The 13,372-nt window shown below is 70.0% G+C and carries 12 protein-coding genes; 5 read left to right on the plus strand and 7 right to left on the minus strand.

Going from position 1 to position 13,372, the window contains the following annotated elements; all coding sequences use genetic code 11:
• Positions 1-34: 34 nt before the first annotated feature.
• Positions 35-2,656: a DNA topoisomerase III gene (locus ASD35_RS13030; protein ID WP_056875360.1), complete on the minus strand. Its 2,622-nt coding sequence runs from the start codon at positions 2,654-2,656 to the stop codon at positions 35-37.
• Positions 2,657-2,775: 119 nt separating this feature from the next.
• Between ASD35_RS13030 and ASD35_RS13035 the strand changes: the two genes are divergently transcribed.
• The 3 genes from ASD35_RS13035 to ASD35_RS13045 are packed head-to-tail and all read left to right on the plus strand — an operon-like array spanning position 2,776 to position 4,659.
• A complete protein-coding gene (locus tag ASD35_RS13035) occupies positions 2,776-3,252 on the plus strand; it encodes an SET domain-containing protein (RefSeq protein ID WP_056875361.1) in 477 nt (158 codons plus the stop codon).
• Positions 3,253-3,256: 4 nt separating this feature from the next.
• Complete coding sequence (locus ASD35_RS13040; protein WP_056875362.1) at positions 3,257-3,988, plus strand: biotin--[acetyl-CoA-carboxylase] ligase; 732 nt, start codon at positions 3,257-3,259, stop codon at positions 3,986-3,988.
• Positions 3,988-4,659 (plus strand): hypothetical protein, encoded by a 672-nt coding sequence (locus ASD35_RS13045; RefSeq protein WP_056875363.1) that lies wholly within the window; start codon positions 3,988-3,990, stop codon positions 4,657-4,659. The genes ASD35_RS13040 and ASD35_RS13045 overlap by 1 nt, the downstream gene beginning before the upstream one ends.
• Here ASD35_RS13045 and ASD35_RS13050 read toward each other — a convergent pair.
• On the minus strand, positions 4,642-6,672 hold the full coding sequence (locus tag ASD35_RS13050) for a S8 family peptidase (protein WP_056875364.1): 2,031 nt from the start codon (positions 6,670-6,672) through the stop codon (positions 4,642-4,644). The two genes, ASD35_RS13045 and ASD35_RS13050, sit on opposite strands and share 18 nt — an antisense overlap.
• Before the next feature lie 138 nt (positions 6,673-6,810).
• Positions 6,811-7,479, minus strand: a complete 669-nt coding sequence (locus ASD35_RS13055) for a glutathione S-transferase (protein WP_056875365.1) — start codon at positions 7,477-7,479, stop codon at positions 6,811-6,813.
• A gap of 162 nt (positions 7,480-7,641) precedes the next feature.
• Between ASD35_RS13055 and ASD35_RS13060 the strand changes: the two genes are divergently transcribed.
• Entirely contained in the window at positions 7,642-9,597 is a 1,956-nt protein-coding gene (locus ASD35_RS13060; RefSeq protein ID WP_056875366.1) for a hypothetical protein, read from the plus strand.
• 2 nt (positions 9,598-9,599) lie between these two features.
• On the opposite strand, the gene ASD35_RS13065 is transcribed toward ASD35_RS13060, so the two are convergent.
• A complete protein-coding gene (locus ASD35_RS13065; protein ID WP_056875367.1) occupies positions 9,600-10,493 on the minus strand; it encodes a DMT family transporter in 894 nt (297 codons plus the stop codon).
• A gap of 18 nt (positions 10,494-10,511) precedes the next feature.
• Between ASD35_RS13065 and ASD35_RS13070 the strand changes: the two genes are divergently transcribed.
• Positions 10,512-11,669: an FAD-binding oxidoreductase gene (locus ASD35_RS13070; protein WP_056875368.1), complete on the plus strand. Its 1,158-nt coding sequence runs from the start codon at positions 10,512-10,514 to the stop codon at positions 11,667-11,669.
• Here the strand turns inward: ASD35_RS13070 and ASD35_RS28550 are convergent.
• The 3 genes from ASD35_RS28550 to rrtA are packed head-to-tail and all read right to left on the minus strand — an operon-like array spanning position 11,666 to position 13,175.
• Positions 11,666-11,908, minus strand: coding sequence for a hypothetical protein (locus ASD35_RS28550; protein WP_162254456.1), 243 nt, complete (start codon positions 11,906-11,908; stop codon positions 11,666-11,668). The two genes, ASD35_RS13070 and ASD35_RS28550, sit on opposite strands and share 4 nt — an antisense overlap.
• A 48-nt stretch (positions 11,909-11,956) precedes the next feature.
• A complete protein-coding gene (locus tag ASD35_RS13075; RefSeq protein ID WP_056875369.1) occupies positions 11,957-12,589 on the minus strand; it encodes a hypothetical protein in 633 nt (210 codons plus the stop codon).
• A complete protein-coding gene (gene rrtA / locus ASD35_RS13080; protein WP_082580126.1) occupies positions 12,579-13,175 on the minus strand; it encodes a rhombosortase in 597 nt (198 codons plus the stop codon). The genes ASD35_RS13075 and rrtA overlap by 11 nt, the downstream gene beginning before the upstream one ends.
• Between the last annotated feature and the right edge of the window lie 197 nt (positions 13,176-13,372).

A 13,372-nucleotide genomic window follows, 5' to 3' on the forward strand; every position in this document is an offset into this window, starting at 1 on the left:
GCAAGGCGGGCATGCTGGATTTCCTCTCACCCTCTCAAGCCTTGGCTGTCTTGCGCGCGGCCTTCTTGGCGGGCGCCGCATCCTTGCCGGCCGCCTTGCCCGCAGGCTTGCCCGCGCGCGGCTCGAACTCGAACACGACCTTGCCTTCCTTCTTGTCGTAGGCGAGGAAGGCCTTGAACTTGCGTCGCGTCTTGTTGGAGACGAAGTTCTCCAGCAGGTCGGTCTTGCCCGCGGTCAGCAGCTTGTGCACCTGGGCCGGCTCGATGGGCTGGGTCAGGATGACCTTGCCGGTCTTGAAGTCGCAGGTGACGGTCTCGCCCACCGAGCGCTCGCAGACGTAGTTGGCCCCATGCTCGTAGACATGGCCCGCGCACTTGGGGCAGGCCCCGAGCGAGTTCTGGCCGGAGAAGTCCACCGGCTCGCCATCGCCTTCGGCCTTCTTGGCGTCCTCGCCGAAGTCGAACTCCAGCTTCCAGTTCTGGATCTCCTCGTCGTACACCAGCGCCAGCTCCGCCGTGAACGGCCAGCCCGCCTTGGAGCGGAAGCCTTCCAGCGGGCCGATCTTCTTGTCACGCAGGAAGGTCTCGACCTCGTTCAGCTCGAAGCTGCGCCCGCCGGGGATCTTGCCGATGGAGAAGCCGCAGGCGTCGCTGCCGTCGCCGCTCTTGCCGGTGCAGGTGAAGCGGCGGTAGTTCTCCTTCACGACGCCGCCGCACTTGGGGCAGGGCGTCTTCAGCGTCGCGTAGTCGCCGGGGATGGTGTCGCGGTCGTAGCCCTTGGCCTTGGCGACCATCTTCTCGGTCATGGCCGCGATCTCGGCCATGAACTGCTCGCGCTTGAGCTTGCCCTTCTCCATCTGGGCGAGCTTGCTTTCCCAGTCGCCGGTCAGCTCGGGCTTGGTCAGGTCCTCCACCTCCAGCCCGCGCAGCAGCGTCATCAGCTGGAAGGCCTTGGCCGTCGGGATCAACTCGCGGCCTTCGCGCAGCATGTACTTCTCGGTGATCAGGCCTTCGATGGTGGCCGCGCGCGTGGCCGGCGTGCCCAGGCCCTTCTCGGCCATGGCCTCGCGCAGCTCGTCGTCGTCGATGAGCTTGCCGGCGCCTTCCATGGCCGACAGCAGCGTCGCTTCCGTGTAGCGCGCCGGCGGCTTGGTCTGCAGTGCCTTCACGTCCACGCTCTCGGTACGCACGACTTCATTGGGCTGCACCGGCACGAGGTTGGCGTCCTCGTCGTCCACGTCCTTGCCGTAGACGGCCAGCCAGCCCGGCTTGACCAGCACCTTGCCGTTGGTCTGGAAGTGATGGGTGTGGCCCTGCGCCCCCACCTTGGAGATGCGTGTCGTGACCAGGAACTCGGCCGGCGGGAAGAACACGCCCAGGAAGCGCTTGACGACCATGTCGTACAGCTTGGCCTCGATCTCGGTCAGCGCCTTGGGCGCCTGCAGCGTCGGGATGATGGCGAAGTGGTCCGACACCTTGGCGTTGTCGAAGACCTTCTTCGTCGGCTTGATGTAGCCCTCCTTCAGCGCCTTGGCCGCGTGCTGCGACAGCGCACCCAGCGGGCCCGGCAGGTCCTCGGTGGCCAGCATCTTGGCCGTGTCCTTGGCCACGGCCAGGTAGTCCTCGGGCAGGAAGCGCGAGTCCGTCCGTGGGTAGGTCAGCACCTTGTGCTTCTCGTACAGCGCCTGCGCGATGGACAGCGTCGTCTTGGCCGAGAAGCCGAAGCGCGAGTTGGCCTCGCGCTGCAGCGTGGTCAGGTCGTACAGCGCGCCGCAGCTGGTGGTGCTGGGCTTGCTCTCTTCCGTGACGGTGGCCGGCTGGCCCAGCACCGCCTTGGCGATGGCGTCGGCATCGGCCGCGTTCCACATACGGTCGGCGCGGCGCTCCAGGTCGTCGTTCTTCTTCCACGCCGGGTCGAACCACTTGCCCTCGTACTGGCCGGCCTGGGCGTCGAAGTTGGCGCGCAGCTCCCAGTAGTCGCGGGACACATGCTTGCGGATCTTCTCCTCGCGCTCCACGACGATGGACAGCGTGGGCGTCTGCACGCGGCCGACCGTCGTCAGGAAGAAGCCGCCGTCGCGCGAATTGAAGGCCGTCATGGCGCGCGTGCCGTTGATGCCCACCAGCCAGTCGGCCTCGGAGCGGCAGCGCGCCGCGTCGGCCAGCGGCAGCATCTGCGCGTCGCTGCGCAGCTTCTCGAAGCCCTCGCGGATGGCGGCCGGCGTCATGGACTGCAGCCACAGCCGCTGCACCGGCTTGTTCAGCGGCCCCTTGGCCGGCTGGGCGTACTGCTGGATGAGCCGGAAGATCAGCTCACCCTCGCGGCCCGCGTCGCAGGCGTTGATCAGCGCCGTCACGTCCTTGCGGCGGATCAGCTTGGTCAGCGCGTTCAGCCGCCCCTTGTTCTTGTCGATGGGGTTCAGGTCGAAGTGCGGCGGGATGACGGGCAGGTTGTTGAAGCTCCACTTGCCGCGCTTGACGTCGAACTCCTCCGGCGCCGCGATCTCCACCAAGTGGCCGACGGCGGAGCTGACGACGTATTGCTCGTTCTCGAAGTGGTCGTCATGCTTGTCGAACTTGCCCGCCACGGGAGTCAGCGCGCGGACGATGTCCTGCGCCACGCTGGGCTTCTCGGCAATGATCAGGGTCTTGCTCATCGGTCTTTCTCAAACGCTGTTCAGAGGGCGAAGGACATGAAATCCCCTGCCTACAATCCGGGCCTCGCGCGCACGCTCACGCACACGCGCACCCATGAAATCACCGTACCACAGCGCCGATGCCGCCAAAAACCCCACGCCGCAAGATCGAAGTCCGTGAGTCCGGCGTGCACGGGCGCGGCGTCTACGCGGTGGCGCCCATCGCCGCGGGCACGCGCATCATCGAGTACACCGGCGAGCGCATCACGTGGGAAGAGGCGCTGGACCGCCACCCCCACGACCCCAGCCAGCCCAACCACACCTTCTACTTCCACCTCGACGGCGGCCTCGTCATCGACGCGCTGTACGGCGGCAACGACGCACGCTGGATCAACCACGCCTGCGAGCCCAACTGCGAGGCCGACGAGGCCGATGGCCGCGTCTTCATCAACGCGCTGCGCGACCTGGAGCCCGGCGAAGAGCTGTTCTACGACTACGGCCTGGTGCTGGACGAACGCCACACGGCCAAGGTCAAGAAGCAGTTCGCCTGCTGGTGCGGCGCGCTGACCTGCCGCGGCACGATGCTGGCGCCCAAGACCCGGAAGTCAGGCCGCTGACGCCATGGAACGGCGCCACCTCGCCGAATGCGGCTCGACCAACACCGAAGCGCTGGCCCACCTGCGCGACGGCGGCGGGCCGTTGCTGGTGTCGGCCAGCCGCCAGACCGCCGGCCGCGGCCGCCTGGGCCGGGCCTGGCTGACCGACCACGCGGGCGATGACGCGTCGCTGACCTTCTCCGTCGCCCTGCCCATGCCCGCCGGCCTGGACCTCTCCGGCCTGTCGTTGGCCATCGGCTGCACGGTCGCCGACGTGCTGGACCCGGCCGGCGAGCGCATCCGCCTGAAGTGGCCCAACGACCTGTTCCTGGACGGCGCCAAGCTCGGCGGCATCCTCATCGAGACCGTGCCCCTGCCCGATCAGCGCCGCGGCGTCGTCATCGGCATCGGCCTCAACCTGCGACCGCTGCCGCCCGAAGCCGACCGCAGCGCCTTCACCAGCGGCCATGCGGCGCTGCAGGCGCTGGACCCGGCGGCCACCGCGAGCGCCACGCTGGACCGCCTGGCGCCCGTGCTGCGTGCGACGCTGGCCGATTTCGAGACACTGGGCTTCGCGCCCTGGCAGGCCGCGTTCGCGCGCCGCGACCTGGCCGCCGGCCGGCGCGTGCGCGTCGGCGAGCAGACCGGCATCGCGCACGGTGTCAGCCCGCGTGGTGAACTGCTGCTGGCAACCACCGCCGGCATCCTGCCGATGAGCGGCGGCGAGCTGAGCCTCAGATTGGAGACCTCCCTGTGATGCGCGTCGTCGTGCTGGTGCTGCTGGCGGTGAACGCCGTCTTCTTCATCTGGTCACGCGGCTGGCTTGACATGGTCACCGGCGTGCCCGCCGACGGCGGCCGCGAGCCGCAGCGCGTCGCGGCGCAGCAGCACCCCGAGCGCATCCAGCCGCTGGCCGCCAGCGCCGTCGCGGCCCTGGCCCAGCGCAGCTGCCTGGAGCTGGGCCCGCTGGAGGGCGATGCGGCGCTGGCCGCCGCCCAGGTCGCGCTGAAGGCCGCCGGCGTCGAGCCCCAACTGCGCAGCAGCGAGCAGGCCGGCGTGTGGGTGGTGGCGACCATCAAGCTCGCCGACCCGGAATTCCGCGCCCGCAAGGAAGCGACCTACAAGCAGCTGCGCCTGAACTACGAGCCGCTGGAAGGCCTGCCCGCCGAACAGCCCGCCTTCGTGCTGAGCCGGCATGCCACCCAGGCCGAGGCCAACGCCGAGATCGCAGCGCTGGACAGGCGCGGGCTCAAGGGGCTGCGCGTGCTGGCGTTGAAAGCCCCGCTCACCCGCCACATGCTGGTCATCGAGCAGGCCGACGGCCTGCTCGCGACCCGGCTCAAGGCCAGCAAGGACCCCGCGCTGGCGGCCGGGTTCAAGGCCTGCGCGGCGACTGCCGCGTCGGCCGCCTCAGCGGCGTCCAGCTGACCGCCGCAGCGCCAGTGCCGCCAGCAGCAGGGCGGCCAGCCAGGCCACGCTGGCCGCGCCTCCACCGCCACCGCCGCTCGTCGTGGCCGGCGGCGTGACGACCGGAGGCGCCGTCACGTTGACGATGGACGTCTGGCTGTAGGTTTGCCCCAGGTTGTCGGTTGCATCGACGCGCACCGCGAACGTGCCGCCGCCCGTCGGCGTGACGGTCGCCGTTGTCAGGTTCGCCGACGCCAGGCCATTGACGATGCCGCCGCCTTGCGTCACCACCCAATTGGCCGACACGATGGCGCGGTTGGACGGCAGGCCCACGGGCGAGGCAGTCAACGTCAACGTCTGGCCGGCCTTCAGGCCGCTCGCGGGTGACTCCGTGACGGCGATGGCGCCTCCGCTCAGCGCCAGCGCGGCGTCGACGGCCTTGGCCGCATCCACCATGCCTGCGCCGCAGGTCGACGTCGTGCAGTAGCACTCGTCCTGCGGCACCGTGTTGGGCGCCGTGCAGGCGGGCACGCCGGCCGTGCCGCCGCTCGTCGGGAAAGCACGCGCCGTCGACTTGAGGATCTGCGTCGCCTCGGCCGACGTCAGCCCCGGCCGCACCGAGGCCATCAAGCCGACGATGCCGCTGACGATGGGGGCGGAAAAGCTGGTGCCGACCGAGGCATTGCTGCCGGTGTAGCTGGCGTCGGCCAGGGTCGGCGCCGTCGTGCCGGCGTTGGTCGTGCTGACCATGGGATAGAGGCAGGGCTGGCCCGCACTGACGTTGATGCAGTTGCCGCCCGGCGCCGCGATGGTCACCTCCGGCCCGATGCTGGAGAAGCCCACCTTGGTCCCGACATGACGCAGGCCCGTCACCGTGATGACCCCGGGGCAGTTGCCCGGCAGGCCGACCGCCTGGCCCTCCGAGTTGCCTGCGGCGATGACGACAGTGGCGCCGGCAGCATTGACCTGGGTGATGGTGTCTTTGTAGAGGGCCGCGGTACCCGTCGTGCCGGCGCAGCTGCCGCTACCGCCCAGACTCAGGTTGAGCACCTTGGCCTTGAAGGCGTTCACCGGCAGGCCTGGCACATCGACACCGGCGGCCCATTTCATGCCAGCCATGATGTCGCTGTCGTAGCCACCGCACTTGCCGAGCACGCGGATGGGCATGATCTTCAAACCCCAGCCGACACCCGCCATGCCCACCTGGTTGTTGCTCACCGCCGCAATGAGGCCCGACACGCGGGTGCCGTGCCATGAGCTGTTGCCCAGATCGCTGGTATCACAGCCCGTGCCCAGCTGCTTGCCATCCAGGTCCGCCTGGCTGACCCAGTCGCCCGGGTCGGAAGGGTCAACGTCCGGGCCGCCGCCGTCGTTGGCAATGGCCGTCGACGTCGATCCCGGGCTGCCGTAGCCGATCATGTCGTAGCCTGGGACGAACTTGCCAGCAAGTTCGGGATGGTCCAGCCGCACGCCGGTGTCCAGCACCGCCACCACGACGCCGGTGGACCCCGTCACGGTGTCCCATGCCGCCGGCGCGTTGATGCTGGAGACGACCTGGCCGGGTGTGCTGCTGGGCTTCTTCAGATACCACTGGTCGATGGTGCGGGCCTGCACGCCGCTGACCGTCGATTCCGGGTTCACGTCGGCCCCGCCGAACAGCGGGTCATTGGGCAACAGAAGGTGCTTGCGCCGCTGGTCCACCGCCACCAGCTGGACTTCCGGGTCGGCAGCCAACCTTCTGGCCAAAGCCTCACTCGTCGTTCCCCTGGCGACGACCACATGCGTGCGCTCATCCAGGCTGATGCCGGCCTGCAGCCGCTGGCCGGTGCGCAGGCCCAGCGCGGTGGCGCGCGTCTGCGCGACCTCGCGCGCCTCGCCGCGCGTCGCCCGCAGGCTGAGCGCCTTGGCGCGCACGCTGTCGGCCTGGGGCTTGAAGCGCACGATGACCCGCGCGTCGGCATCGGCCTGGGCCCAGGCCGGCGCGACCGGCAGCACGGCGACGAGGGCGATCAGCAGCGGGCGCAGGGACGTCATGGCAGCAGCTCATGCGGAGGCAGGGCGGTCAGTTTAGGCGTCGCCGCTCGCGACAGGGCGCAACAAATGTCGCAGCCGCATGACTTCTCGGCGCGCCGTCAGCCCGGCGCGGCCGGGCGTCGGGCCGCGGTCAGGCGGTCATGCCTGGGCGCGGTTGGCGGCCAGCGAGCGCTCCTGGTCGGCCTTGCGGTCGGCCGCCACCTTCTGCGCATGCGGGCGCTCGCCGATCAGCTTGGCATAGGGCTTCCAGTCCACGCCGCCAGCCTGAAGCAGGTCTTCGCCATAGATGATCTTGGTGGCCATGCCCACCAGCGGCAGGCTGACCCAGCCGGCGCAGTCGGCCATCGTGAACGTGTCGCCCGCCAAATAGGGGCCGAACCGGGCCAGGCGCCTGAAGGCCGTGATGTTCTCGGGCAGCACGCGGGCGACGCGCTTCTTGGTGCCGTCGCTGACCTGGCCGCCGAAGAAGGCCTCGGCGTACAGCTCGCGCGCGACCAGCTCCAGGTGCAGGTCGACGTAGGTGATGAGCTCGCGCACCTTGGCGGCCTGGAAGGGGTCGGCCGGGATGAGCCGCGGCGTGTCCGGGTAGGCGGCTTCCAGGTAGTCGACGATGACCTGGCTCTCGCACAGCGCGCCCTGCGGCGTCCTGATGAAAGGCACCTTGCCCAGCGGCGAGCAGCTCAGCACGGCGTCGTCGTGGGAATGCGTCTTCACGTACGCCTCGGAGAAGGGGATGCCCTTCTCCAGCAGGGCGAGCTTGACCTTGTTGTAGTAGTTGGACAGCGGGATGCCGCAGAGCGTGATCATGGGTGTCTCCTGAAGGAATGCGGCAGTCTATGCAAGCGCACGGCGCTGCCCTGGCGCGACCGGGACACCCGCCACTCCACAAAGCTGGGGATGCCTGCCAGGTCTTGCCGACCTACCGTCGCGCCGCGACCGGCATCAGGCCGGTTGTTCAGGGAGATTGTCATGAGCGAGTTGAACCGTCAGGTGCTGCCGGGGCGCTGGCCTCGCAGCTTGGTCGCCGCTGCCGCTTTGAGTGCCGTGGCGGGCTGCGCCTTCTTCGATCCCTACGTGGGCATTCCGGCCAAGGCGCCGGACGGTTGGAAGGACGAGCCGGTTCAGTTCGCCGGCCATGCGAACGAGGAGATCGCGCGCGTGGAGGCGGTGCGCCAGGACTATCTGGGGCGCATGCAGCAGATGGGCCGCACCAAGGCCGCCTTCGCCACGGGCGCCACGGTGCTGACCGGCTGGGCGCTCTACAACACGCTCAAGCCCAATGCGCCGGGCGTGACCGAGACGCCGCATGGCGACAAGCTGCGAACGGCGCGGCTCGGCGCCGTCGTCGGCACTGCCTACGGCCTGAGCCAGTACGCGGTCAACAAGGACCAGGAGTCTGCCTACAACGACGGCTACAGGGCGTTGACCTGCCTGCTGCGCCAGTCCGCACCGCTGTTGATGCCGCTGGACGCCAGAGGGCAGGCAGACAGCAAGGAGACGCTGGAGGCCGATCTGGCCCACCTGCTGAAGCAGATCGAGACCTTGCACAAATCAGTGGCGGCCGCGAAGGTGGGCCTTGCCGAAGGCCGGGCCGCGGCGCTCCAGGCCGAAGCCCAGAAAGCCGTCGAGAAGGTCGAGAGCAACAAGGCGCTGCCCGATGCGGGCAGACCGTCGTCCAGGAAGCTCAGCGCCGAGCAGTTGTCCGCGGCCGTCGGCGAGAGCAGGGCCGCGCTGCCGGCCGACGTCAGCGACCGCCCCGGCCTCGAAGCCCAGATCCGTGCCGCCGAAACCGCGCTGGCCCGGGCGCGCAACGCGTGGAGCGACGGCCAGGCGCTGCTGAAGGCGGTGTCCGGCTCGGGCCGCGAGATCCGCGAGCGCGCCCACACCATCGTGAGCACCATCAACGGGCTGATCCACAGCACGCAGGTCGACATCCAGGCCGCCGACGCCTCGCTGACCAAGGCGCAGGACATCGTGTCGGGCTTCATCAAGATCGGCACCTCCACGGCGGGTGACCAGGCCGAGAAGGCGGCCGATGAAAAGACGGCGGAGGACAAGGTGGCCATGCTCGTGTCCGCTGCGGCGCCATCTGCCGCGCAGGTCAGGGCGCCCCGCTTGGCCGCGGCAGGTGGCCCAGGGCTACTGATCCTGGGCGGCTCTTTGGCGGCCGCCACGCTGGCGGGCGCCGAGGCGGCTGCGGCTTCATCAGCGGCGGCCTCGGCGGCCAGGCCGGCAGCCAAGGCCGCGCCCAAGCCTGCTGTGGCACCGGCCGGCACGCCGTTGACGGTGAGCGAGCTGCAAAAGCTCACCGACCTGATGGGGAAGACGCTGAAGGACGCCAAGGAGCGCGAGGCCAAAGAGGCGCAGGAGAAGCTGGTCGGCGGTTACGTCAGCAAGCTCAAGGAGCTCGCGCAGCCGAAGAACCAATGCAAGAGATCGGGAGGTGGCGATCGTTGCGACAGCGCCGCGCTGGCCGAAGGGATCGAGGACTTGTACGCCAGGCGCCGCCCCGTCGTCGCCACCATCCTGCATTTCCGCGCCCAGGCTCGCGCGGTGCGCCGCATCAGCGGCTGCCCGTCCGATGTGGGCGTGCGCGTGACCCCGAACGAAACCACCCTCGTCAGCGCCGGGGACAGCATGACGTTCATCGTCAACCAGCCCAAGCCCGGCCTGCCCGTCACCGTGCTGCAGGGCGCGCAGGGCGACGACCTCGCCGTGCTGAAGACCACCTCTTTGGGGGCCGCCGGCATGCAGGCGCAGATCCAGTTCAGCAAGAAGGCCAAGGGGCGCTACACCTTGTTGACCACCGACTCGACGGGCGAATACAGCGAGAGCGTGCTCATCGTCGTCAAGGCCGCCAGCGCATCAGAGGCCGCAGAGAAGCCGAAGCCTGCCGCCTCTGCCGCGTCGGCAGCCGCGCCCTGAGCTCAGCGGTTCACCAGCACGATGCCCGCCGCCAGCGCGGCCAGCGCCGCGACGAGGCGGGCACTGATGCCCTCCCCCAGCAGCAGTGCGCCAGCCAGCAGCCCGAACAGCGGCGTGCTGAGCGTGAACACCGCAAGCTTGGTGGCGGCGTAATGGCGGATCAGCCAGAACCAGGCGAGATAGCTGGCGAAGGACACGATGACGGCCTGGAAGCCGAACAGGCCCAGCAGCCGCGGTGACCAGTGCACGGGCGGCGGCTCGCCGGCCCACACGGCGGCCGCACACAGCGCCACGGCCGACACGCCGAGCTGGTAGAGCAGCGTCTTCTCGGCGGCGGCCGAACTCAGCCGGGTGCCGCGGATGGCCAGCGTCGTGCCGCCCCACAGCACCGCCGCGGCCACGCCCAGCAGGTCGCCCCACCACTGCCGCGGCGTGCTCGGCGACGAGAAGCCCTCGGCGAACGCGAAGGCCACCGCCGCGAACGCCACCACCAGGCCGGCCCACTGCCTGGCCGACAGCTTCTCGCCGTGCGCGATCCACGGCATGCCTAAAGCGACGACGAACGGCGACAGGTAGATGAACACCACCATGCGCGAGGCGCTGGTGTATTGCAGGCCGACGAAGATGCAGGCGAACTCCGCCGCGAACAGCAGGCCGGCGAGCAGCCCGCCGCCGAGGCTGCCGTCACGCTCGAACAGCCGGATGCCGCGCGACGCCGCCCACAGCCACACCAGCAGCCCCGCCACCACGGAGCGCAGCCCCGCCTGCCACAGCGGCCCGATCTCCGTCAGCGCGGCCTTGGCGGCGACCTGGTTGATGCCCCACAGCAGGCAGCACAGCAGCAGGATGGCGATGGCGCGGGCATCGAGGTGGGACTGGCGGGTGGCGGCGTTCATGGCCCCTATGCTGCCAGCATGATCAAGGTGACCATCCTCGGCGGCGGCGTGATGGGCGCCGCCACAGCCTGTTTCCTGGCGCGCGACCACGGCGCGGCGGTGACCGTCGTCGAGCGCGACCCCAGCTATGCGCGGGCCTCCAGCTCGCTGTCGCTGAGCTCCATCCGCCAGCAGTTCTCGCAGCCGGTCAACATGGCGCTGTCGCGCTGGAGCATCGAGTTCCTGCGCCGCGTGGCGGACGAGCTGGCCGTGGGCGACGACCGGCCCGCACTCGGCCTCGTCGAGCCGGGCTATCTCTACCTGGCAACACCGGCGGGCGCACCGACGCTGCGCGAGCTGCACGCGGCGCAACGGGCCGAAGGTGTCGACGTCGCGCTGCTGAACCCGGACGAGCTCGCGACGCGCTTCCCGTGGCTGGCCGTCGACGACCTGGCGCTGGGTTCGCTGGGCCTGAGCGGCGAGGGCTGGTTCGACGGCCCGGCCTTGCACCGCGCCTTCCGGCGCAAGGCCATCGCCTGCGGGGCGCGCTTCGTCGCCGCGGAGGCCGTCGGCTTCGACATTGCGGGCGACCGCGTCACCGCCGTGCGCTGCGCGGACGGGTCGCGCATGGGCGGCGACGCGGTCGTCATCGCCGCCGGCGCGTGGAGCGCACCGCTGGGCGCGGCGCTCGGCGTCACGCTGCCGGTCAGCGCCAGGAAGCGCGATGTCTTCGTGCTGGAGACGCCGGCCGCCCTGCCCGGCTGCCCGCTGGTCATCGACCCGAGCGGTTTCTGGTTCCGCACCGAAGGGTCACTGGTCCTGGCCGGCGGCCCGCCGCGCGGCGAGGATGCCGACGACACGCCGCTGGATGCCATCGACCTCGGCCAGTTCGACGCGCAGCTCTGGCCCACGCTGGCCGCCCGCGTGCCGGCGCTGGAGGCGCTGCGCGTGCGCTCGGCCTGGGCCGGCTACTACGAGATGAACGCCTTCGACCACAACGGCCTGGCCGGCCGCTTGCCCGGCTGTGCGAACGCCTTCACCGCCTGCGGCTTCTCCGGCCACGGCATGCAGCAGGCACCGGCGGTGGGCCATTCGATGGCACGCTTGATTGCCGGGCTGGACGCACCGCTGATCGAAGCGCTCACGCCGCAGCGGCTGCTGGACGGCCGGCCGCTGATCGAGGCCAACGTCATCTAGAGACCGAGGCTTCGGCGATCCATTTTCGAGTTCGCGACAGCCGCGCCGCATGAACTTTGCGGGCCGAGCGCCGCGCCGCTCCCAAGCCGGCCCGCGCTGGCGATGTGCTTGCGGCTCAATGCCGCAGGCATCGCCGTCCCCTCGGGGGCTTCGGCCGGACACATGGCGCCCCAGTGGGCGGCATGTGCCTGCCGAAGAGCTGCGGCACTGCCCGCAGCGCGGTCTGCAAGACCGACCAAGCTCGCCTGCGTCCAGCACGGCGGGATTGGGCGAGGGGCGGCTTCAGTTCAGCGATTGCGCACGCGCTTCTTGGGCGGCTCCTGCATCCGCACGTAGCGCGTGGCCGTGAGTGCGTCCGACACCGCGCTGGTCTTGTTGTCCACATAGCCCCAGCCGCGCATCGCGGTGCGCACCTCGGCGTCGGACGGGCTCGCGCCCGGCCCCTTGGGATGCACGACCCAGACGGTCTTGCAGATCATGTCGGCATGGAACTCGGCCATGCGCGGCAGCTCGGACGGCTTGCTCAGCACGGCCACCAGCATGCGCGCCTCGCGCACGTTGGTGGTGATGCTGCCGGCCAGCGCCTCGGCGAGCGCCGGGTCCAGCGGGCCGACGGTCGGGCCGATCAGCAGGGCCGGGTTGTCGGCGCTGACGCCCAGCTTGGCGGCCAGCGTGGGCGGGGGCGTCTGCAGTTTCTTCAGCCAGCGCTCGCCTTCCTTCTCGCCGAGCGCCAGGGCGGCCTCTTCCTCGCCCGCGTGGAAGCGCAGCTCGCCGTCTTCCAGGCGCAGGTTGAGCAGCGCGGCGATGTCCCAGCGACGCTTGATGTCGCCACGCAGCACGATGGCCGTGGATTCGAGCAGGGCGGTGACCTCAGCGGTCTCCGTGCCCACGCGGGCGGTGCAACTGGCTTCACGTCCCATGCGGGTTCCTTGGCGATCTTGATGGTTGAATGGCCGCCATTGTCAGCGCCCAGGCGAGCAGGCCGGCAACGGCACCGCTGAGGTGGGCGAACGGCGCGACGGCGAAGTCGAAGCCGGCGGTGCTGCGCAGCACGGGGCCGAGGGGGTCTTCGAGCGCGAGCTTGAGGATGAGGCCGAGGGCGATGCAGGCGCCGATCAGGCGCTCACGGTTCGGGCGGACCAGCAGTGAAAGCGCCGCGATCGCGGCCAGCGCGTGGAGTTCGCCGGAGAGGCCGGCATAACGCTGCAGTTCGGGGCGCAGCAGCAGGCCGAGTTGCGTCAGCGGCAGCGCGATGAGGCCGGCGATTGCTTCTCGTCTGCCCAGGGCGGCGCGGTGGCCCAGCAGGGCGAGGACGGCGCAGCCGGCGAGGTTGGCGGCGAGGTGGGTGGGGGTCCAGTGGACGAAGGCGGCGGTGAGGGCGCGCCACGGTTGTGTCGCGACGAGGCTTGGCTGCCAATCGAGCCAATCACGTGGCATCAGCCAACCGAGTATGGAAAGGACCGCACCTGCGGCGCACAGTGCCAGCCAGCTCCACCGGCGCCTCATTGCGGAGATCCGTGCCGGGAGTTCGCCCCCAAATACCCAGTATCGAATACCAAGCAGCCGGCCTCGGCCGGCTGTTGCATTGGACTGTTGGCTGTTGGCTGTTCCGCATCACCCCTTTGGAGCCGCCGAGCATGGCAGGGCATTGAGGCGCGAGCGAAGCTCGCTTCTAGAACTGACTCGCGACGCTTGTTTGAACG

This window comes from Pelomonas sp. Root1444 (assembly GCF_001426885.1).
Lineage (GTDB): Bacteria > Pseudomonadota > Gammaproteobacteria > Burkholderiales > Burkholderiaceae_C > Pelomonas.